At 64.3% G+C, this 20,515-nt stretch carries 17 protein-coding genes; 4 read left to right on the top strand and 13 right to left on the bottom strand.

The annotated features are described in order from the left end of the window. Positions 1 to 8 precede the first annotated feature (8 nt). On the top strand, positions 9 to 905 hold the full coding sequence (locus PJE01S_RS03230; protein ID WP_068831709.1) for a DMT family transporter: 897 nt from the start codon (positions 9 to 11) through the stop codon (positions 903 to 905). 40 nt (positions 906 to 945) lie between these two features. Here the strand turns inward: PJE01S_RS03230 and PJE01S_RS03225 are convergent, their stop codons facing one another. The 11 genes from PJE01S_RS03225 to nirB all read right to left on the bottom strand — a co-directional run bounded on the left by PJE01S_RS03225 (position 946) and on the right by nirB (position 12,984). Further along, positions 946 to 1,407 carry a GatB/YqeY domain-containing protein gene (locus PJE01S_RS03225; protein ID WP_068831708.1) on the bottom strand — a complete coding sequence of 154 codons (462 nt, stop codon included), beginning with the start codon at positions 1,405 to 1,407 and terminating at the stop codon, positions 946 to 948. Between the two features lie 121 nt (positions 1,408 to 1,528). Continuing rightward, positions 1,529 to 1,741, bottom strand: coding sequence for a 30S ribosomal protein S21 (gene rpsU, locus PJE01S_RS03220; protein WP_011484193.1), 213 nt, complete (start codon positions 1,739 to 1,741; stop codon positions 1,529 to 1,531). A 209-nt stretch (positions 1,742 to 1,950) separates the two neighbouring features. Beyond that, complete coding sequence (locus PJE01S_RS03215; protein ID WP_174548509.1) at positions 1,951 to 3,207, bottom strand: BaiN/RdsA family NAD(P)/FAD-dependent oxidoreductase; 1,257 nt, start codon at positions 3,205 to 3,207, stop codon at positions 1,951 to 1,953. Between the two features lie 151 nt (positions 3,208 to 3,358). After that, positions 3,359 to 4,366 (bottom strand): hypothetical protein, encoded by a 1,008-nt coding sequence (locus PJE01S_RS03210; protein WP_068831707.1) that lies wholly within the window; start codon positions 4,364 to 4,366, stop codon positions 3,359 to 3,361. 67 nt (positions 4,367 to 4,433) lie between these two features. Continuing rightward, positions 4,434 to 5,234, bottom strand: coding sequence for a uroporphyrinogen-III C-methyltransferase (gene cobA / locus PJE01S_RS03205; RefSeq protein ID WP_068831706.1), 801 nt, complete (start codon positions 5,232 to 5,234; stop codon positions 4,434 to 4,436). Next, positions 5,231 to 6,136: a DNA-binding protein YbiB gene (gene ybiB, locus PJE01S_RS03200; RefSeq protein ID WP_068831705.1), complete on the bottom strand. Its 906-nt coding sequence runs from the start codon at positions 6,134 to 6,136 to the stop codon at positions 5,231 to 5,233. The genes cobA and ybiB overlap by 4 nt, the downstream gene beginning before the upstream one ends. A 34-nt stretch (positions 6,137 to 6,170) precedes the next feature. After that, a complete protein-coding gene (locus PJE01S_RS03195; RefSeq protein WP_068831704.1) occupies positions 6,171 to 9,101 on the bottom strand; it encodes a nitrate reductase in 2,931 nt (976 codons plus the stop codon). After that, a complete protein-coding gene (locus PJE01S_RS26270) occupies positions 9,098 to 9,211 on the bottom strand; it encodes an ATP-binding protein (RefSeq protein ID WP_369406093.1) in 114 nt (37 codons plus the stop codon). The genes PJE01S_RS03195 and PJE01S_RS26270 overlap by 4 nt, the downstream gene beginning before the upstream one ends. Positions 9,212 to 9,346: 135 nt before the next feature. Beyond that, positions 9,347 to 9,733, bottom strand: coding sequence for a nitrite reductase small subunit NirD (gene nirD, locus PJE01S_RS03190; protein ID WP_068831703.1), 387 nt, complete (start codon positions 9,731 to 9,733; stop codon positions 9,347 to 9,349). 13 nt (positions 9,734 to 9,746) lie between these two features. Further along, complete coding sequence (locus tag PJE01S_RS03185; protein WP_068831702.1) at positions 9,747 to 10,529, bottom strand: type IV pili methyl-accepting chemotaxis transducer N-terminal domain-containing protein; 783 nt, start codon at positions 10,527 to 10,529, stop codon at positions 9,747 to 9,749. 10 nt (positions 10,530 to 10,539) lie between these two features. After that, entirely contained in the window at positions 10,540 to 12,984 is a 2,445-nt protein-coding gene (gene nirB, locus PJE01S_RS03180) for a nitrite reductase large subunit NirB (protein WP_068831701.1), read from the bottom strand. A gap of 491 nt (positions 12,985 to 13,475) precedes the next feature. On the opposite strand from nirB, the gene PJE01S_RS03175 reads away from it, so the two are divergent. After that, a complete protein-coding gene (locus PJE01S_RS03175) occupies positions 13,476 to 14,783 on the top strand; it encodes a type IV pili methyl-accepting chemotaxis transducer N-terminal domain-containing protein (protein WP_068831700.1) in 1,308 nt (435 codons plus the stop codon). A 382-nt stretch (positions 14,784 to 15,165) separates the two neighbouring features. Beyond that, complete coding sequence (locus PJE01S_RS03170; protein ID WP_068831699.1) at positions 15,166 to 16,920, top strand: bifunctional protein-serine/threonine kinase/phosphatase; 1,755 nt, start codon at positions 15,166 to 15,168, stop codon at positions 16,918 to 16,920. A gap of 237 nt (positions 16,921 to 17,157) precedes the next feature. Here the strand turns inward: PJE01S_RS03170 and PJE01S_RS03165 are convergent, their stop codons facing one another. Next, the gene (locus PJE01S_RS03165; RefSeq protein ID WP_068831698.1) at positions 17,158 to 18,369 is read right to left on the bottom strand and encodes a nitrate/nitrite transporter; all 1,212 of its coding nucleotides are present in this window, start codon (positions 18,367 to 18,369) and stop codon (positions 17,158 to 17,160) included. Between the two features lie 93 nt (positions 18,370 to 18,462). After that, entirely contained in the window at positions 18,463 to 19,734 is a 1,272-nt protein-coding gene (locus tag PJE01S_RS03160; protein WP_068831697.1) for an MFS transporter, read from the bottom strand. A gap of 319 nt (positions 19,735 to 20,053) precedes the next feature. Here PJE01S_RS03160 and PJE01S_RS03155 point away from each other — a divergent pair, with 319 nt between their 5' ends. Further along, complete coding sequence (locus PJE01S_RS03155; RefSeq protein WP_068831696.1) at positions 20,054 to 20,494, top strand: CBS domain-containing protein; 441 nt, start codon at positions 20,054 to 20,056, stop codon at positions 20,492 to 20,494. Positions 20,495 to 20,515 lie beyond the last annotated feature (21 nt).

Genomic DNA, 20,515 nt, shown 5'->3' with positions numbered 1-20,515 from the left:
TTTGACGCATGCCTTCTGAAGCCTTGGCCCTGCTGGCTGCCGCCTGCTGGGCCTCATCCAGTTTGTTCTCTGCGGCGGCGGCCGGGCGTATGGGGGCGTTTGCCTTCACCCGGTGGCGCATGGCTTTTGCCAGCCTGGTGCTGTGGGGCGCTGCCTTGCTTGGCGGTGGCTGGCATGCCCTGACCGGCGAGGGGGTGGCCTTGCTGGCCGCCTCCGGCCTGATCGGCATTTTTGTCGGCGACACGGCCCTGTTTGCCTGCATGAACCGGCTCGGTCCGCGTCGTTCCGGCGTCTTGTTTGCAACCCATTCACTGTTCTCTGTCATGCGGGCCTGGCTCTGGCTGGGTGAGCGCATTGCGGGCTGGCAACTGCTGGGCGGCGCCCTGCTGGCCGGCGGGGTGATGACGGCCATTGCGCTGGGCAAGCGGGACGGCGAGTCGCATCAGTGGGAGCGCACGCAGGGCCGGCTGGCCACCGGCATTGGTCTGGGCTTGCTGGCGGCACTCGGCCAGGCGGTGGCGACGCTCATGCTCAAGCCCTTGATGGCCGGCGGCGCCGTGGATGCCGTCACGGCCTCCGCCGTGCGCATGAGCGCGGGCTTTGGCGCCCATGCGCTGCTATGGGGCTTTGGGCTCTCGATCACCCGGGCGAAACAGCCTTTGCGTAGGCAGGACCTGCTCAACACCTTTGCCAGCGCGGGCGTCTCCATGGTGCTGGGCATGACGCTGGTGCTCAAGGCGCTGGAAAGCGGCAGCGCCGGCATGGTCGGCATGCTGTCCTCGGTATCGCCCGTGCTGCTGCTGCCGCTGCTTTGGGTGGTTTACAGCCGCCGCCCCGCACTGGGCGCCTGGTGCGGCGCGGTGCTGGCGGTGGCTGGCTGTGCATTGATCCTGGGCTACCGTTGAGATTTCTCTGAAGTCTCCTTGAGGGCGATGCGCCCCGGCTTCAGGACGCCAGTGCGGCCTTCACGGCGGCGGACACCTGGCCCATGTCGGCCTTGCCCGCCAGTTTTGTTTTGACCGCGCCCATGACCTTGCCCATGTCGCCGGGGCCCGCAGCGCGTCCCAGTTCGGCGCCCAGCTCCGCGACGATGGCTTTCACGGCGGCCGTGACCTCTTCGGCGCTCATGCGCGCGGGCAGGTAGCCCTGCAGCACCAGAAGCTCGGCGGCTTCCTTGTCGGCCAGGTCGGTGCGTTCGGCCTTCTGGAAGGCTTCAATCGAATCCTTGCGCTGCTTGATGAGTTTGTCGACGATGGCGACCACGGCCGCATCGTCGAGTACCACGCGCTCATCGACCTCTTTTTGCTTGAGGGCCGCCAGCAGCAGGCGTATGGTGCCCAGGCGCTCGCTGTCTTTGGCGCGCATGGCGGTTTTCATGTCTTCGGTGATCTGGTCTTTGAGTGACATTGCGGGCTCCTGAAGGGGCGAATGAAGGGGGATGTGCATTTTGCGCTGCACAGAAATTAAAAAAGCCCGCAGAGCGTCCTCTTGCGGGCTTTTGAGTTGCCGGAAGGCCTACTCGTACTGATTAGTACAGCTTCTTGGGCAACTGCATGGCGCGGATACGCTTGTAGTTACGCTTGACGGCGGCTGCCTTCTTGCGCTTGCGCTCGGCCGTTGGTTTTTCGTAAAACTCGCGGGCGCGCAGGTCGGTCAGCAGGCCGAGTTTTTCGATGGTGCGCTTGAAACGGCGCAGGGCGACGTCGAAGGGCTCGTTGTCTTTTACACGGATAGTGGTCATTGATGAATTGATCCAAAAGGTGCACCTCAATTGATCTGATCAGGATCAGGCCAGGTGCGGGTTTGCTAGCAAAGCCTTGGATTATAGCAGTCCGCAAAGGCTTTCAGGGGCTTTGCGCTTGTAAAAGCCGGAGGCCTTGCGCCCGGAGTGCCAGAAAAGCAGGCAGAAACGGCACCGGCCCCATTTGGACGGGGCTTGAGGCAGGCATTTTAGGCCGCTTCTGCAAGGCTTGCGTGCCTGGCTGCCAGCGCGTGGGCGCAGGCGAAGCCGGAGGCCCAGGCCCACTGGAAGTTGTAACCGCCGAGCCAGCCCGTCACGTCAACCACTTCGCCGATGAAATACAGGCCCGGCTGCTTCGATTCCATGGTTTGGGACGACAGGTCGCGGGTGTCCACGCCACCCACGGTGACTTCGGCCTTTCGATAGCCTTCCGAACCGTTGGGCGTGAGTTGCCAGTCGGCCAGGCGCTGCGCCAGCGCCAGGAGGGCCTTGTCGGTGGCGTCGCAGATGGGGCGCTGCAAAGCCGGGTCCTGGCTGACCCAGGCGTCGGCCAGGCGGCTGGGCACCAGGCTGGCGAGTTCGTTGGCAATCAGCTTTTTCGAGCTGGCCTTGGCGCGCAGCAGCGTGGCGGCCAGGTCCAGGCCAGGCGCGAGGTTGACGCGAATCGGCTGGTCTTCGCGCCAGAAGCTGGAAGTCTGCAGCACCGCCGGGCCGCTTAAGCCGCGGTGGGTGAACAGCAGGTCTTCCGAGAACACCGTGGCCTTTTTGCGCTGTTTGGGCGAGGCGTCGGGCGCGCTGGTTTCGATCAGCACCGGCAGCGCCAGGCCGGCGAGCTGGGCATAAGGCGCCCAGTTGTCGCCGTCAAAGGTCAGCGGCACCAGGGCCGGGCGGGGCTCCACCAGGCGCAGGCCGAACTGTCTGGCCAGGCGATAGCCAAAATCGGTGGCGCCGATTTTCGGAATCGACAACCCGCCCGTGGCAATCACCACCTGGGGCGCTTCGATGAGTCCGCGGTCGCTCTCTATTTGGTAGCCGCTGGTGCCCGTCTGCTCTGGGCCTGCAATGCTTTTGATGCTGCAAGGCTGCCAGCGCGTGACCTGGCCGGCGGCGCATTCGGCCAGCAGCAGGTTGATCACGTCTTCGGCCGAGCGGTCGCAAAAAAGCTGGCCCTTGTGCTTTTCGTGGAAGGGAATGCCGTAGCGCTGCAGCAGTTCGATGAAGTCCTGCGGCGTGTAGCGCGACAGGGCCGAGCGGCAAAAGTGCGGGTTCTCGCTCAGGAACTGGGCGGGTGTGGCGTCGCGATTGGTGAAGTTGCAGCGGCCGCCGCCCGAGATGCGGATCTTCTCGGCCACCTTCTCGCTGTGGTCCACCAGCAGCACCTTCAGGCCCTGCTGGCCCGCCACGCCGGCGCAAAACAGCCCGGCAGCGCCTGCGCCTATCACCACCACATCGAATTTATGCGTCAAATCAGCCTCTGGTCCAGATAAGACGGGCGCAAGCAGCTATCAAAAAAATAGCGACCTGGTCGGGGTGCTGCTGCCGCGTCCTGTTGAGCCCGGAAGTTTAGCCGCGTCCAGTCCCGGGCCGGCCTGGCGGATGCCACCGGACCTTGGTGCCTTACTGTTTCACGATCACGGGCTGGACCGTGAAGACATTGGCATTCTTCGGGTCCACCGTGACGCGCACCCAGTGAATCATCGGGCTGCCAAAGGTTTGCAGGCGCGTGAGATTGGCCAGCATCCTGGTCGGGCTGTAGAGCGGCTTGTCCATCTTGAAGAAATGCGTGTCGCCATGAACCAGCAGGACCTGGCCCTTGAACTGCTCGGTTTCGGCGACCAGTTTGTCAATGAAGTTGCGATAGCCGCTGACGCCGGGGGCCTTGCTTTCATCAATGTCTTCGGTCTCCGGCAGGTCAAACCCCGGGTCGGCCTGGATCACCAGCACCACGCCGAGCGCCTTCTGCTCTTTCGCTGCCTGGAAAGCCTGCTGCATCCAGGCCACGTTGGCGGCATCGCGTTCCAGGTATTCGGCGTTGCTGGCCTCGCACTGTGCGGCGGTGCGGGCGCTTTTATGGGCGCAGTCTTTCTCGTCCAGTATCTTGTTGTTGTTGCTGCCGGGAACGTTGAGGCCGGCAAACACGATGCGGCGGTGGCTGAAGCGTGTGTTCTCATAGAACTTCTCGCCGGGCTGGCCCTGGTGAAGCAGCGGCATCTGGCGCTTGCCCAGGCTATTGGCGGTCGGGAACATGGTCTTGCGCACATAGGCCAGGCGCTCCAGCCCGTCATAGCCGCCGTTGTTCAGGCGGTGGCAGTCGGTCCATTCGTTGTCGCCGGGCACATAGACCACGGGCTTGTTCAGCTGGCCGAACATGGCCAGTGCCGAGGCATAAATGTCGTCGGTGCATTTGGAACTGCCGTCCTTGATGTCGCCGTCGTAGATCGAGAAGGCGATGTCGGACTGGTTGATGCTCTTGAGCAGCGCCGGGATTTTCGGGGCGTCGCCCGCCTTCTGGTACGGCATGTCGCCCCACAGTCCGAAGGAAAAGGTTTGCGCCTGGGCGCAGCTCATGCTGAGCGCCAGCAGCGCGCCAGCCAGGAAACGGTTGGAGGTTCGGCGGGTTGACATTAAGGGTTCCAGTCAAAAACTGGAAGCGTAGTGAGCGTGTATGACGGCGCCGTGACGCCGGAACGGCTCAGGCCGCGCGAACGGCCTCGGGGTGCGAGGCCGCCAGCGCCACGCCGGCCATCACATCGCCGACGACGATGATGGACGGGCTGGCCATGCCGCCGGCTTGAATCGCGTCGGCCAGCGCGCCCAGCGTGCTGGTGATGTGGCGCTGGGTCGGCAGCGAGGCGTTCTGGATCACGGCCACCGGCGTGCTGGCGGGCAGGCCCATCAGCAACTCGTTCTGGATATGCCCGGCGCCACTGACGCCCATGTAAATCACCAGTGTCAGGCGGGCGCTGTGGGCGGTGGCGGCCAGCTGCCGCCAGTCAGGCCCCAGCGAGCCGGGCTGGGCGTGGCCGGTGACAAACACCACGCCGTGCGCATGCTGGCGGTGCGTCAGCGGCACGCCCAGCGAGGTCACGGCGGCCAGCCCGGCGGTGATGCCGTTGACCACCGTCACCGCGATGCCTGCTGCGCGCAGGTGCTCGACCTCCTCGCCGCCGCGCCCGAAGATGAAGGGGTCGCCGCCCTTGAGCCGCACCACGGCTTCGCCTTCGCGCGCCGCCGCGATCATGAGCTTTTCGATGAAGGCTTGCGGCGTGGACTTGCAGCCGCCACGCTTGCCCACATGCACGATGCGGGCGTCGGGCCGCGCGTAGGCGAGCACGGCATCGTTCACCAGGTCATCGACGAACAGCACGCTGGCCGCGCCAATCGCCTTGACCGCCTTGAGTGTCAGCAGCTCGGGATCGCCCGGGCCCGCGCCCACCAGGGTGCAGCTGCCGGCCGTGCGCTGGCCGTTGTGGGGGGGCAAAGAGGTGCTCATAGTCGGGATGCCAGTTGCTGGATGAATTGAACCTGCTGCGTGAGGGCGGCCGGCACGGGCGCGTCGCCGGCCAGCACGCGCCGCGTGTAGCGGGCGGTGGTCTCTATGTCAATCTCCTTGGGCAGGCCTTCCACCTCGGCCAGCGTGCCGGTCTGCTGCGCTTGCAGCGGGATGCGCTCGCCGCGCAGGAAGCCGTCGATTTGCGAGGTGCGGCGCGGGTCGGACACCACTTCGCCTTCCAGCCCGCGCGACAGCAGGGCGCTGGTGCCCGTCAGTTCAAAGGTGGCGGCCATGCTGCGCGCATATTCGGGGTGGGTGTAGCTGCTGACGATGAGGCAGGGCGCCATTGTGGGCTGAATCAGCTTGACCACGCTGTGGCCCGGGTTGCGCAAGCCGACGACGCGGCGCACGTCGAGCAGGCGTTTCAGGCCGGGGCACAGCAGCTCGGTCGGGGCAAACACCACTTCGCCGTTTGCTATTGATTTGATAGCTTCTGGCGCTTGATAGCCGAGCGCTGCAAGCACATTGGATGCTAGAACGCGGCTGGATTCCGTGGCTGCACCATGCACCAGCACCGGCAGCCCCTCACGCGCCAGCAGCAGCGCCAGCAGCGGGGTGAGCACCGGCAATTTGCGCGCGCCGTTGTAGCTGGGCAGCACAATCAGCGGACGCCCGGAGGCGGGGAAATGATTCAGCCGCGCCTGGGTGGCATCGAGGAAACCCGCCATTTCTTCAGGCGTTTCGCCCTTGATGCGCATGGCCAGGCAAAAGGCGCCAATTTCAAGGTCGGTCACCGTGCCGTCCAGCACCTGACCGAAGAGGTCGCAGGCTTGCGCGCGCGTGAGCGGCTTCGCGCCGCGTGCGCCGCGACCGATTTCCTTGATGTATTGGCTAATTCCCATTTCGTAATTGTCCGCGAATGCAGATGACTTTTGGTTATGAGTTTAATGTGCCCTGCGGCAGTGCCTTGATCGGGATGACGCTGCGTGCTGGCGCCGCTGGCACCGATGTTTCTGCTGCGCCGGCGCCGCGGGCCGCGCGCACCCGGCGTTTGAGCTCGGGCAGGCAGGAGCCGCAGTTGGTGCCGCACTTCAGGCGCTCCTGCAGCGAGGCCAGCCTGGCTTCATCGGTGCCGAGGTAGCCGCTGCTGCCACCCCCCTGGCTGAGGAGCGACAGATGCTCGTCAATGGCCCGGTCGCTGACATTGAAGCAGGTACACACCAGCTGGCCGCGGCCCTGCATCGACGCCATCACCGCCACCGGCGGCTTGGCGCCCGGCAGCAGCAGCAGGCGGCCATAGGCCTGCGCGGGCAGCTCGTCCTTGAGCAGCGTGGCGATCCAGGCCTGGGCGCTGGTGTCGCCGGCGAGGACGAAGCCGGCCAGCTCGGCGTGCTCGCCCTGGCGCACCAGCCGCACCGAGCGGCGCTGGCCTTTTTTCCGGTCGGCATAGTGCAGGGTGTCCGGGCTGTCGAGGCCGAGAATGCGCTCCAGCTCAAGCAGCGTTTCTTCGGCGGGCGCCTCATGGCCCGCCGCGCGAAACAACACGCCGCAGCGCTCACGCTGGGGTTCTGCCAGCGGTGCATTGTTGGAAAACGGCACGCAGCTGCTGAAGGGGAAGACCCTCATCAGGGGCTTGAGCTGCTCGCGCGCGGCCAGCGCATCGCCCTCCGGCAGCCAGGCCATGGCCAGCAGTGACCAGGGCAACTCGGCCTTGAGGATCTTGACTGCCGCGTGCTTGAGCTCGGGCTGTTTGGAGCTGGGGCAGTAGGCCGAGGTGGTGAGGGCGTTGACACCGGCCAGCGCTTCGCCGCTGCTGGACTGGCCGCTCAAATATTCCCCGCCCCAGTGCATGGCCATGAAGGCCTGGCTCAGCGCGAGCTCGGGCGAGGCCTGCACCGGCACGACGATGGAGCCGCGCTTGGAGGTGACATGCACCAGGTCGCCCTCCAGGAGCTGCCGCCTGGCCATGTCCTGCGCATTCATCTGCAGGGACGGTTCGGCCACATGGCCAAACAGCCGCCCCAGCGTGCCGGTGCGGCTCATGCCATGCCACTGGTCGCGCAGGCGGCCGGTGGTCAGCGAGAAGGGGTAGCGGGATTCGCGCGGTTCGGCGACGGGTTTGTAGACGGTGTTGACGAATCTGGCCTTGCCGTCGGCGGTCGGGAAGATGCCGTCTTCGTAGAGGCGGACCTTGCCCGTGTTTTGCCCCTCGTGCAGCGGCCACTGCTGCGGCGCGTCTTCCAGCATGGCGTAGCTCATGCCGGTGATGTCGAGGTCGCGGCCGCGCGTGGATTCGCGGTGCTCGTTCCAGATGGTTTCGACGCCCAGCGCTTCATCCGTCAGCGAATAGGGGAAGAGGGGGCCGGCGCCACGTGCCGGCAGCCGTCTTTCCAGCCGCTGCGCAAAATCAACGGCGATGGCCCAGTCATGGCGGGTTGCGCCCGGGGCGGGAACGGCCGGCCGCACGCGGCTGATGCGGCGTTCGCTGTTGGTCACCGTGCCGATTTTTTCGCCCCAGGTGGTGGCCGGCAGCAGGAGGTCGGCATAGTCGCAGCTGGCCGTGGTGGCAAAGGCCTCCTGCACGATCACCAGCTCCGCGCGTTCCAGCGCACGGCGCACGGTGGCCTGGTCGGGCATGGACTGGGCCGGGTTGGTGCAGGCAATCCAGAGCGCCTTGATTTCGCCATCGGCAGCGGCCTGGAACATGTCGACGGCGGTTTTCCCCGGCGTTGAAGGCACCGATGGCAGGCCCCAGAGTGCGGCGACTTCGGCGCGATGCTGCGGATTGGCCAGGTCGCGGTGGGCGCTCAGCAGGTTCGCCATGCCGCCGACTTCGCGGCCGCCCATGGCATTGGGCTGGCCGGTCAGCGAAAACGGCCCGGCGCCGGGTTTGCCGATCTGTGCCGTCGCCAGGTGCAGGTTGATGAGCGCCGCATTTTTGGCGGTGCCGCTGCTGGACTGGTTCAGGCCCTGGCAATACAGGCTCAGGGTGGCGGCGGAGGTGGCGAACAGTCGGGCTGCCTGCAGCAGGTCTTCCTTCTTGATGCCGCAGGTCTGGGCCACCATGTCGGGCGTGTAGTCGCGCACCGTGGCCTTCAGGGCCTCGAAGCCGGTGGTGTGCGCGGCAATGTAGGCCGGGTCGGTCCAGCCCTCCCACAGCATGATGTGCAGCATGCCGTTGAACAGCGCGACGTCGGTGCCGGGCTGTATCGGCAGGTAAAGGTCGGCGATCTCGGCGGTGTCGGTGCGGCGCGGGTCGCAGAAGATGATCTTGAGCGCCGGGTTGGCCGCCTTGGCGTCTTCTATGCGCCGAAAAAGAATCGGGTGGGCGTAGGCGGTGTTGCTGCCGACGATGAAGAGGCACTGCGCGTGCTTCACGTCGTCGTAGCAGGTGGGCGGCGCGTCGGCGCCCAGGGTCTGCTTGTAGCCCGCCACCGCGCTGCTCATGCAAAGCCGCGAGTTGGTGTCGACGTTGTTGGTGGCGATCAGGCCCTTGGCCAGCTTGTTGAAGACGTAATAGTCTTCGGTCAGCAGCTGGCCCGAGAGGTAAAAACCGACCGCATCGGGTCCGTGCTCGCGGATGATTTGCGCAAAGCTTTCGCTGGCGAAGTCCAGCGCGCTGTCCCAGGAGACCGGCCTGGCAGCTTCCTGGCGGTGCTCGCGCCGCATGGGCTGCAGCAGGCGGGTTTGCCGCGTGACGGCCGCCGAGGCGCTCAGGGCCAGCGTGGAGCCCTTGGTGCAGAGCCGGCCGAAGTTGGCCGGGTGCTCCGGATCGCCGCGCACGCCGGTGATCTGGTCGCCCTGCGATTCGATGATCACACCGCAGCCGACGCCACAGTAAGGGCAAGTAGATCGTGTTTCAGTCATGGTCGGCAGAGCCCCGGCTGCGGTGTTTCATGTTGCCGCAACGCGGTCCGCGCGAGCGCGAGACCGCAGCCGACGCCGCAGTAAGGGCAGGTAGATCGTGTTTCAGCCATGGCAAACAAGCTCCGGCTGCGGTGTTTCATGAGTCCGCAAAGCGGTCCGCGCGAGCGCGAGACCGCGGCCGACGCCACAGCGGGGGCATGTGGCGCGGGTTTTCTTGACGGCGGCGTCAACCATCATGGGGGTGTTCACGCAGACGTGGGTTCTTTGCTGGCGGGCCCGGCTACCACCGGCTGCTGCTCCAGCGCCAGCGTGGCCAGTTCGGTGGCGTCCAGGTGCACCGCCCCGTCTTCAACCTTGACGCTGAATTTGGGCGTGCAGCCCTCGTCGGGTGCCCTGGCGCAAGCGCCTTCCAGGTCTATGGTCCAGTTGTGCAGCGGGCAGGCCACGCTGGTGCCAAACACAATGCCCTGGGAGAGCGGGCCGCCCTTGTGCGGGCAGCGGTCCAGCAGCGCAAAGATGCCGTCCTGGTCGTTGCGAAACACGGCCACATCCATGCCGCGCGCACGCGCCACGCGGCGCGAGCCCAGCACCGGGATGTCGGTGACCAGGCAGATTTTTTTCCATTCACTCATGGTGCTTCCTCATCTATCCAAGAATACGGGCGTACAGGCCGGTGACCCGGTCCATCACTTGCAGCAGGTTTTCGCTGGTGACAAACACGTCGGAGGCCGCCTTGGCACTTGCGGCGCGTGATTTGAGCGCATTGTCAAAAAACAGCCACTGGTTATCCGCCAGCACCAGTTCCTGCTTGATCTCGGCGGTGGCTTCCGGCGCGTTGCGCAGCAGCTCCAGCGCCGGCACAAATTCGTCGCGTGCCTTGCCCAGTTCAAGGAGGCTCGCGGCGCTGTCTATTTTCCAGTTGTTCGCCAGGTAAAACTGGGCCATGCGCTGCGACAGCATGCGCTGCCGGCCGGCGATGTTGACCAGTTTGGCGCCGGGTTTGCCGGACTGCTGTTCGAAAAGCCCGGTGCCCTTGTGTGCCAGCGCCAGCACCTTGCCCGCCTGGTCCAGCAGTGGCTTGCCCTGCTCCTGCGAGGGCGCGGCCCCCACCAGCAAGGCCTTGTAGCCTGACCACGCCGACTCCAGCTGCACATAGGTGTCGCGGGTGTCGCCGGCGGGGGCGTAAGCCTTGAGTTCCACCAGCTGGCGATCAAACAGCGCCATCGACTGGTCCAGCACGCGGCGGGCGGACTCAACCTGTATGCCCTGGCCTAGCCCCAGCCAGGCCTTGCCCATGCGCTGGGACAGCATGCGTTGGCGGCCGGCCTTGTTGATGGCGTCGCCCAGATTGTTCACCTGCGCGTAGCTGCCGCCTGCCAGGGCGAGGGTTGCCGCGCAAAAGATGCGGCGGGTGAAGACACGCTTCATGAGCTGGTCCTTATGCGGAGGTGGGGGCGGAGATGGCCGAGAACTGGCGGCTGTCAACGCCCGCCTTGTCCATCTCAAACCAGGGATCGGGCTCGCCGTCCACGCTGAATTGCAGGCGCTCCCACAGGGCCTTGCGGCCTTCGGCGTCGTCCAGGATCTTCTTTTTAACGTGATCAAGGCCGACGCGCTGGATGTAGTGCACCGTGCGCTCAAGGTACCAGCCTTCTTCGCGGTACAGCTGCAGGAAGGCGCCGGCGTATTCCAGAACTTCCTGCGAGGTCTTGACCTTGACCAGGAACTGGGCCACTTCGGTCTTGATGCCGCCGTTGCCGCCCACATAGATTTCCCAGCCTGAGTCCACGCCTATCACGCCGACGTCCTTGATGCCCGATTCGGCGCAGTTGCGCGGGCAGCCGCTGACCGCCATCTTGACCTTGTGCGGCGAGTACATGGCCCACAGTGCGTGCTCCAGGTCCTTGCCCATTTGCGTCGAGTCCTGCGTGCCGAAGCGGCACCACTCGCTGCCGACACAGGTTTTCACCGTGCGCAGGGCCTTGGCATAGGCCAGGCCGGTGGGCATGCCGATGTCCTTCCAGACGTTTTGCAGGTCTTCCTTTTTGACACCCAGCAGGTCGATGCGCTGGCCGCCCGTGATCTTGACGGTCGGGATCTTGTACTTGTCGGCCGCGTCGGCGATGCGGCGCAGTTCGTCGGGCGTGGTGTGGCCGCCCCACATGCGCGGGATCACCGAGTAGGTGCCGTCCCTCTGGATGTTGGCGTGGCTGCGCTCGTTGATGTAGCGGCTTTGCGGGTCGTCCTTGGCCTCCTTGGGCCAGGTCGAGATCAGGTAGTAGTTGACGGCCGGGCGGCAGCTGGCGCAGCCGTTGGGGGTGCGCCACGCCATGAATTTGTAGACATCGGCAATCGTCAGCAGCTTGTTGGCCTTGATCGCGTCGCGCACCTCCTGGTGGCTGTGGTCGGTGCAGCCGCACAAGGCCTTTTTCTTGGGCGTGGCCGAGTAGTCGCCACCGGCGGTGAACATCAGGATCTGCTCGACCAGCCCGGTGCACGAGCCGCAGCTGGCGCTGGCCTTGGTGTGCTTGCGCACCTCGTCGAGCGTGAACAGGCCTTTTTCCTTGATCGCCTTGCAGATGGCGCCCTTGTTGACGCCGTTGCAGCCGCAGACTTCGGCTTCGTCGGGCATGGCGGCGGCCTTGCTGTGGCCCTCGTGGCCGGTGTCGCCGATGTTGGATTCGCCAAACATCAGCCTGTCGCGGATCTCGCCCACACTGCGGCCCTCACGCAGCAGCTTGAAGTACCAGCTGCCGTCCACCGTGTCGCCGTACAGGCAGGCGCCCACGAGCTTGTCGTCTTTCAGGACCAGCTTCTTGTAAACCCCGCCGAACGGGTCGGACATGACGATTTCCTCCGTGCCCTCGCCGCCCATGAATTCGCCGGCGGAAAACAGGTCGATGCCGGTGACCTTGAGCTTGGTCGAGGTCAGCGAGCCGCTGTAGCGGCCGATGCCGAACTGTGCCAGGTGGTTGGCCGCCACCTTGGCCTGCTCGAAAAGCGGCGCCACCAGGCCGTAGGCAATGCCGCGGTGGGCCGCGCATTCACCCACGGCGTAGATGCGCGCATCGGTGGTGGTCTGCAGCGTGTCGTTGACCACGATGCCGCGGTTGCAGTGCAGGCGCATGGACTCGGCCAGCTCGGTGTTGGGGCGGATGCCGACGGCCATGACCACCAGGTCGGTTTCAACTTCGGTGCCGTCCTTGAACTTGATCGATTTGACCCGGCCATCGTCGCCGCCGGTGAGTTCCTGCGTCTGTGCGCCAATCATGAATTTCAGGCCGCGGTCTTCCAGCGATTTCTGCAGCAGCTTGCCCGCCACATCGTCGAGCTGGCGCTCCATCAGCCAGGGCATCACATGCACCACGGTGACCTCCATGCCGCGCAGCATCAGGCCGTTGGCCGCTTCCAGGCCCAGCAGGCCGCCGCCGATGACGACCGCCTTCTTGTACTTCTGCGCGGCCTCGATCATGGCGTTGGTGTCGGCGATGTCGCGGTAGGCGATCACGCCCTGCAAATCCTTGCCCGGCACCGGCAGCATGAAGGGGTTGGAGCCGGTGCACAACAGCAGGCGGTCATAGGTTTCTTCGGTACCGTCTTCGGCGAGCACGACGCGCTTGACGCGGTCCACTTTGACCACCTTTTTGCCGGCATGCAGCGTGATGTGGTTGTCCTTGTACCAGTCCCAGGAGTTGAGGACGATCTCATCCAGCGTCTGTTCGCCGGCCAGCACCGGCGAGAGCAGGATGCGGTTGTAGTTGGGGTGGGGTTCGGCACCGAAGACGGTGATGTCATAAAGGTCGGGGGCAATCTTGAGCAATTCCTCAAGGGTGCGCACGCCCGCCATGCCATTACCGACCATCACCAGTTTTGACTTTTTCATAGCGGCTATTCCAGGTTTCTATACGGTTGGCTGGGCGCAAGCCTCATGCCATAAGGGGGTGAAAAGGGGCCGGAGCACGAAAGGGCGGCTGGACGTCGCCGCGCGAAAGTGGTGCACCACCCGGGCCAGGCCTTGCGCTTGCGGTCCCGGGACAGGCAGCGCCCGTTGAGACGGCCTGCAGCCCGGCAATCGCAGGCGTGCCAGAAACCGCAGGGGGCAAGGGAAAATTAGGGGAATACATGATGCTCTCTCCTGGCTACAGGTGAACCGGCTATTGACACCGGCATGAGGCACACCATTACGCACGTCGTTATGCGCAGAACCCGCAGTGCTATCGCTAAGGTCGGGCGCTTCGTTACGCCCGATTGGTTTTAAGCAAGACTTGTGCCATATGATTGGGTAGGTCGCGCACGGCACCGGCGATGCACCAGGGCATGGTGCGCAAATTGCATGCCTGACAGCGTGGTTCTTTTCTTAACTCATTGATTTTTATGACATCCGCGTTGGTACATTTGAACGGCTCGAATAGCGCGCACCCGCTGGTGTCCGACCTGGAGGCGGCGGGCATCCGGGTGCTGGGTGTTGCAGAAGACCGCAGCAAACTGGTGCAGGAGGTCGTGCGTCATGCACCAGACGTGGTGATTTGTGACGATTCCCTGCCCGGCGAAACGCTGTTCAGGGTCACCCAGGCGATTGCTGATACCGCGCCGTGTCCGGTTCTGGTGTTCACCAGCGACGGGGATGCCGACAACATCGTGCGTGCCACCGAGTCGGGCATTCACGCCTATGTGGTCAGCGGCTACGGTCCGCATCGCCTGCGCCCGCTGATTCACCTGGCACAGGCCCGGTTTCGGCGCGAGCGGGCGCTGCAAGAGGAGTTGCGTGACATCTCCAGCCGTTTTGAGGAGCGCAAGATGGTGGACCGCGCCAAGGGCATCCTCATGCGCGCGCGCCAAGTGTCGGACGACGATGCCTTCCAGATGCTGCGAACCGCCTCCATGCACAGCAACCAGCGGCTGGGCCAGGTGTCGCAGCACATCATCCACTCGGCCCATTTTGCCGAAGCCGTGAACCGCTCCGGGCAGTTGCGCATGCTGTCGCAGCGGCTGGTCAAGCTGCATTTGCTGCAGCAGGCGGGGGTACAGGCCGCGCGGTGCGGCGAGCAGTTGAAGGAGTCGGTGCGGCGCATCGATGCCAATCTGGCTCATTTGGGCAGAAGTTTGTCCAGGCCCACCCATGGCGACCTGCTGGGTCAGGTGGTGCTTGCCTGGACCGACCTGAAACAGGTCTTGAATGGCCATCCCAAGGCCGGCCAGCGGGCCCCAGGCCATGAGTCGGTCGATGAGCTGGCCGAGTTGCTGCTGCAGGCGGCCGAGCGCCTGACCAGCAACCTCGAAAATAGCGGTTCCGTGATGCCGCTGCAACTGCTCAACGTGGCGGGTCGCCAGCGCATGCTGTCGCAACGATTTGCGAAATATGCCTTGCTGGCGGTGTTGGGCGACAGCAGCCTGATGCAGCGCAGTGAAGACGGTATGGCCGAGTCCAGCGCGGCCTTCGAGCAGGCCTTGAGTTACCTCAACGGCATTCCCCTGACGAGCCAGGACATTCGCAACGCATTGGACACGGCCAGCATGGGCTGGCAGCAGATGCTGGCGGACGCCAGGGATGCCCGGCAGTCTTCGGGCCAGGAGCGGCTCACCCGGCTGGAACGCCTGGCTGTGGCCAGCGAAGACCTGCTCAACGTGTTCGAACGGCTCTCCGACCATTACGAGCGCAGCATGCAGATGCTGGTGGGCTAGTGTGGTGTTGCACGCTATCCGGTACATAAAACCGCGTCTTTTCGTCCATGGCGGCGTTGCAAATCCTCGCAATAGTGGAACTATTGCTGTGGTTTGCGCCTTGCCCTGAACAAAAATCCATCGGTTTTATTTTTACCGTCAAGCATGCAACACCACACTAATACTGCAACCCGGAAATATCGAAACATGAAAGCGCGTCTTCGCACCCATGGCGGCGTTGCAACCCTTGCGAAGGCGCATGGCCTTCGCTGCGGCTTGCGCCTTGCCCTGGGCACGAGAATCCATCGCTTTCATTTTGTTCCGCTACTTTCGGGTTGCAGTACGGGCCTGCAGTTTGCTGCGATGCACCAAAATCAAGCATGAAACTTGCTTATCCTGGTGCATGGCATTTAACCTAGACATTGGTTTCGCATCGCTGGCGGGCCGCAAAGACATCAACGAGGACTTTTGCGCGGCCATGCTGCCTGAGCCGGGGCAAGAAGGCATGGGCTCCATTGTGGCGATTGCCGATGGCGTGAGCGCCGGCGGCATGGGCAAAGAGGCCGCGCAAACCACGGTCACCAGTTTGGTGCGTGATTACTACGGCACGCCTGAAACCTGGGACACCACGGTAGCGCTGGACCGCATCATTGGCGCGCAAAACGCCTGGCTGGCCGGGCTGAACCGGCGCCGTCAGCCCGCCTTGGGCCTGACCACCCTGACCGCCGTGGTGCTGCGCGGGCAGTCGTATGCGCTGGCCCATGTGGGCGATACCCGGGCCTACCTGTTGCGGGACGGCCAGCTGACGCAGCTGACCCATGACCATGTGGTGGAGCACCCCGATTTTCGGCACCAGTTGCTGCGCTCTGTGGGCGCCGAAGACCGGTTGGTGGTGGATTATTCGCAAGGCGATTTGCAGGTTGGCGATGTGTTTGTCTTGTTGAGTGATGGCGTTCACGGTGTGCTGCCTGTGAAAAAAATCAACACCATGACCGTCGCCGTGTCAGACGCCCAGCTCATCAGCCAGCAACTGGTGGATGCCGCACTGGCGGCCGGCAGCCACGACAACGCCACGGCGCTGGTGGTGCGCGTGCTGGGTTTGCTCGATGCCACTTTGCAGGATGAAAATCGCCAGGCCCTCGCGCTGCCGGTGCCGGCGCGCCTGAAACTGGGCGACACGCTCGATGGCCTGGCGGTGACCGCCACGGTGGCCGACAACGGCATCAATGTGCTCCACCAGGTGCGTGACCTCCAGACGCAGCGGCTCTATGCGCTGAAAACCCTGCACCCGTCGCGCGCCCACGACCCCGAAGAGCGCGCCATGCTGGCGCACGAAGCCTGGCTGGCCAAGCGCATGCAGTCATCGCGCGCGGCGGATTACCTGGTCAACCTCCATAGCCGCCTGCCCAGTGGCAAAGAGCCGAGCGCGTTCTATCTGCTGTACGACTGGCATGCCGGTGAAACCTTGCAGCAACTGCTGGACCGCCAACACAAGGTCAGCCTGCCGCAGGTACTGAGCGCAGCCACGCAGGTGGCCAAAGCGCTGGGCTTGCTGCACCGGCAAGGCGTGATTCACCGCGACATCAAGCCCGCCAACCTGCACCAGGGCGAAGACGGTGTGCTGCGCCTGCTGGACCTGGGCGTGGCCCTGTCCGGTCGCGAGCCCGAGTCGCAGCGTGCGCTGCACGCCGGCACGCCCAGCTACATCAATCCGGAGCAATGGGGTTTCAGCGGAAGGGCCGGGGCCCTGGCGCATGAAGGGCCGGTGGAGCTGCCCGATGCCCAGAGTGATTTGTTTGCGCTCGGGGTTGCGCTCTACCAGTTGCTGACCGGCAAGCTGCCTTATGGCGAGGTGCTGCCTTACCAGGCTGGCCGTTACTGGCGCGACCCGGTAGCGCCCAGCCGGCACAGGCCAGAAATACCGATCTGGCTGGACCACGTGGTACTCAAGGCCGTGGCGCGCGACAAGCGCCAGCGCTTTGAAACCGCCGAAGAATTGCTGCTGGCGCTGGAGCGCGGTGCTTCGCGGCCGCTGACGGCACCACCGGCCACGCCGCTGATGCAGCGCGACCCAACGGCGCTCTGGAAGCTGGCGCTGGGCATCAGCCTGCTGTTCAACCTGTTGCTGGTGTACTGGCTGCTGTTTTTGCCGAAATAAAGAAAAACCGCCTTGCATCCTTGTGGGGTGGGTGCAAGGCGCTATCGTTTTGGTAGCGTATCAGGCTGGTACGGCTCTGGCCCGACCGCCTTTTTAGCTTCGCAGAAAAGACGGCAACGCGCTTCGCGCCTCTTATCAGCTTCGCTGATCACGCACTGCGTGCGCGGCCACCCTTTTAGTTCCGGCGCGCTGCGCTTAACTTTGCCGGGGCAAAGTTAGCCTTCTCTGAAAAGGTGCTCAGGCGCTGCGCGCCCTCCCACCTTTTTCCGCCCAGGTGCGGGTCCAGCGGATTTGCATGACGCGCAACATGGCCAGCATCACGACGGCCAGGATGGCGAAAGCCACAAAGCCCCAGAGGTAGGTATCGGTGTACTGTTTGCTCAGGCCCATGGCGTTGGGAATGAAACCGCCTCCCAGCGCGCCCACCTCGCCAATCATCGAACCCGCCACCGCGGTGGTCAGCGGCCAGCGCAGGGGCACCAGCTGGAACAGCGCGCCGTTGCCGGCACCGAGCGCCGCAAAGCAGACCATGAAGAGCAGGGTGGTGAGAGTCAGCGAGGCGCCGGCCATGCCGCACAGCACGAGGGTGATGGCGACCACCACCAGCACGCCGCTCAGGGTGTTGATGCCGCCCACGCGGTCGGAGATGTAGCCGCCGACCACGCGCACGGCCGAGCCCATGAGGGCGGAGAGCATGGTGAGCTGGCCGGCCTGCACCTTGGTGACGCCGAATTGGTCATAAAAATAGGTGGGCAGGAAGCTGGCCAGGCCGATGAAGCCGCCGAAGGTGACCACGTAGATCAGGCTGAACGCCCAGCCATCTTTTTCGAACAGGCAGGCGATGTGCTGGCGAAAGCTCTGGTGCTCGATGTCCGGCGGTTCCTTGGCGAAGACGATCATCACGACCATAGGGATCAGCATGAAAAACGCGGCCAGGCCATAGACCGTTTGCCAGCCGTAGGCAGTGGCCAGCGGCGGCGCAAACAGCACAGCCAGCACGGTGCCGGAGTTGCCCGCACCCGCAATGCCCATGGCCAGGCCCTTGTATTGGGGCGGGAACCAGCCCGAGCCCAGCGAGAGCGCCACGCCGAAGCTGGCGCCGGCAATGCCCAGCAGCACGCCCATGGCCAGCACATGGTTGTACGCGCTGATGAAGAAGTAGCCATAGGCCAACGCCAGCACGATCAGGCCCATTTCGACCAGCGCGGCGTTTTTGCGGCCGATGTATTGCGCCAGGATGCCCAGGGGAAAGCGCATGAGGGCGCCCGCCAGAATGGGCACCGAAATCATGAAGCCCTTCTGCGCGGCCGTCAGATGGAAGGCCTCGCTGATGAACGGCGCCATGGCCCCGTTCAGTACCCAGACGGCAAAGCAGAAATCAAAATACAGGAAGGCGGCGAATAAAGTCGGTGCATGGCCCGACTTGAGAAAGGTGCGAAAACCTGCCATGGTGCATATCCTCTTCGTGAAACCTGAAAGCAAAGCTCACGGATTTAGTGCGAAAAGCGTGCCAGCTGGGGCTGGAGCGCGCTTCGATCCGGCTCAATTTTCCAGTCCGGCGCCGTCTCTGCCGGCAGGGTAGGCCATGCCGGAAGGGGCGGTCTGGCTGCGCGCCCTGCCACCCTTTTCAGCCCAGGTGCGGGTCCAGCGAATTTGCATGATCCGCAGCATCACCAGCATCATGAGCGCCAGCACGGCGAAGAAGAAAAACCCCCACATGTAGCTGCTTGCGTATTGTCTGGACAGGCCCATGGCGCTGGGCACCAGGCCGCCGCCCAGCGCGCCTATCTCGCCAATCATGGAGCCCGCCACCGCCGTGGCCAGCGGCCAGCGCAGCGGCACGAGTTGAAAGACGGCGCCGTTGCCCGCTCCCAGCGCGGCAAAGCACAGCATGACCAGCAGTGTGGTGGCCACGAGTGAACCGCCAGAGATGCCGCAGAGCACCAGCGTGGCTGAAATGGTGATCAGCACCACGCTGAGGGTGTTGACACCGCCCCAGCGGTCTGAAATCCAGCCGCCAAAAATGCGCAGCGCCGCGCCCATGAAGGCCGCCAGCATGGTGAGCTGGCCGGCCTGTACCTTGCTGACGGAAAACTGGTCGTAGTAATAGGTGGGCAAGAAAGTCGCCAGGCCGATGAAGCCGCCAAAGGTCACGGCGTAGATCAGGCTGAATGCCCAGCCGTCCTTCTCGAACAGGCAGGCGATGTGCTCGCGAAACGAGGCGTGTTTGTCCAGGTCCGGCGGCTCCTTGGCAAACACGATCATCACGATCATGGGAATGCTGATGGCCAAGGCGGCAAGGCCGTAAACCGTGATCCAACCAAAGGCCTGCGCCAGGGGCGGCGCGATCAGCACGGACACGGCCGTACCCACGTTGCCGGCCCCCACCAGGCCCATGGCCAGACCCTTGTTTTTGGGCGGGAACGAGCCCGAACCCAGAGACAGGGCGACACCAAAGCTGGCGCCCGCAATGCCCAGCAAGACGCCCATGGCCAGCAGGTCGTTGAAGCTCTTGACGAAAAAGAAGCCGAACAGCATGGCGACGGCAATCAGGCTCATCTCCGCGAGCGTCGCGTTTTTGCGGCCTATGTATTGCGACAAAATGCCCAGCGGAAAACGCATCAGCGCCCCGGCGATGATGGGGACGGACAGCATCAGGCCTTTTTGCGCCGGGCTCAGATTGAAGGTCTCGGAAATGAAGGGCGCCATGGCCCCGTTGAGCACCCAAATGCAGCATGAAAATGAAAAGTACAAAAACGCGGCAAACAGGGTGGGGGAATGCCCTGATTTGAGGAATGTTTTGAGAGAGATCACGGGGATGGTGCTTGCAGAAGGGGTTTGGATAAGGTCTCGAACCCTTTCAAGCAAAATTTGTGCCATTACTGGTGCGAAAAACCGATGCGCCGCACCAAATTTGTTCAGTGTCTGCGCTCCACGGCCGTGCGGACCGGCTGGGCCGGCGCTTTGGGCGTGATGTCACCCCGAGGGCCGCAGGCTCGCCCTGGCCCTGGCCTCTGCAGGCCAAGCTGTGCTTGGCCGGGCCGGCGTTGCAGGGCATTCGCCTGTTGCGCTGCCGGTGCCTATGGGCTCACACTCTGTCTGGTGTGTGCAATTTCTTTCCGGGAGGCCTCTCATGACCGCTGTGACCGACATTCTGAAGTCCAAGACCGACCCCTCCGTCCACACCATCGCACCGACGGCTTCGGTCCTCGATGCGCTTCGGCTTATGGCCGAGAAGGGCATAGGCGCCTTGCTGGTGACCGAGGGCGAGGCCATCGTCGGCATCGTGACGGAGCGTGACTATGCCCGCAAGATTGCCCTGCTGGGTCGCACGTCCGCGGCGACGCTGGTGCGCGATGTCATGACCAGCTCGGTGATGTTTGTGAGCTCCACCGAGACCAGCGAGCACTGCATGGCACTGATGACCGAAAACCGGCTGCGCCACCTGCCGGTGGTGGACGCAGGCAAGCTGGTCGGGCTCATATCCATCGGCGACCTGGTGAAGGACATCATCTCCGCGCAGAAATTCGTGATCGAGCAGCTGGAGCACTACATCACCGGCCAGCGTGGCTGACCAGGCCCCGACCAGTCAGGG

This window comes from Polaromonas jejuensis NBRC 106434 (genome assembly GCF_001598235.1).
GTDB classification, from domain to species: Bacteria; Pseudomonadota; Gammaproteobacteria; order Burkholderiales; family Burkholderiaceae_C; genus Polaromonas; species Polaromonas jejuensis.
The sequence above is the reverse complement of the archived record's forward strand: the minus strand, read 5'-3'. Positions and strand labels throughout refer to the sequence as shown.

Excerpts from the sequence above, each read along its gene's own strand:
- PJE01S_RS03230 (WP_068831709.1), top strand. The coding sequence starts at position 9 with ATGCCTTCTGAAGCCTTGGCCCTGCTGGCTGCCGCCTGCTGGGCCTCA.
- PJE01S_RS03225 (WP_068831708.1), bottom strand. The coding sequence starts at position 1,407 with ATGTCACTCAAAGACCAGATCACCGAAGACATGAAAACCGCCATGCGC.
- rpsU (WP_011484193.1), bottom strand. The coding sequence starts at position 1,741 with ATGACCACTATCCGTGTAAAAGACAACGAGCCCTTCGACGTCGCCCTG.
- PJE01S_RS03210 (WP_068831707.1), bottom strand. The coding sequence starts at position 4,366 with ATGTCAACCCGCCGAACCTCCAACCGTTTCCTGGCTGGCGCGCTGCTG.
- cobA (WP_068831706.1), bottom strand. The coding sequence starts at position 5,234 with ATGAGCACCTCTTTGCCCCCCCACAACGGCCAGCGCACGGCCGGCAGC.
- ybiB (WP_068831705.1), bottom strand. The coding sequence starts at position 6,136 with ATGGGAATTAGCCAATACATCAAGGAAATCGGTCGCGGCGCACGCGGC.
- PJE01S_RS03195 (WP_068831704.1), bottom strand. The coding sequence starts at position 9,101 with ATGACTGAAACACGATCTACTTGCCCTTACTGTGGCGTCGGCTGCGGT.
- PJE01S_RS26270 (WP_369406093.1), bottom strand. The coding sequence starts at position 9,211 with ATGGCTGAAACACGATCTACCTGCCCTTACTGCGGCGTCGGCTGCGGT.
- nirD (WP_068831703.1), bottom strand. The coding sequence starts at position 9,733 with ATGAGTGAATGGAAAAAAATCTGCCTGGTCACCGACATCCCGGTGCTG.
- PJE01S_RS03185 (WP_068831702.1), bottom strand. The coding sequence starts at position 10,529 with ATGAAGCGTGTCTTCACCCGCCGCATCTTTTGCGCGGCAACCCTCGCC.
- nirB (WP_068831701.1), bottom strand. The coding sequence starts at position 12,984 with ATGAAAAAGTCAAAACTGGTGATGGTCGGTAATGGCATGGCGGGCGTG.
- PJE01S_RS03175 (WP_068831700.1), top strand. The coding sequence starts at position 13,476 with ATGACATCCGCGTTGGTACATTTGAACGGCTCGAATAGCGCGCACCCG.
- PJE01S_RS03170 (WP_068831699.1), top strand. The coding sequence starts at position 15,166 with ATGGCATTTAACCTAGACATTGGTTTCGCATCGCTGGCGGGCCGCAAA.
- PJE01S_RS03165 (WP_068831698.1), bottom strand. The coding sequence starts at position 18,369 with ATGGCAGGTTTTCGCACCTTTCTCAAGTCGGGCCATGCACCGACTTTA.
- PJE01S_RS03155 (WP_068831696.1), top strand. The coding sequence starts at position 20,054 with ATGACCGCTGTGACCGACATTCTGAAGTCCAAGACCGACCCCTCCGTC.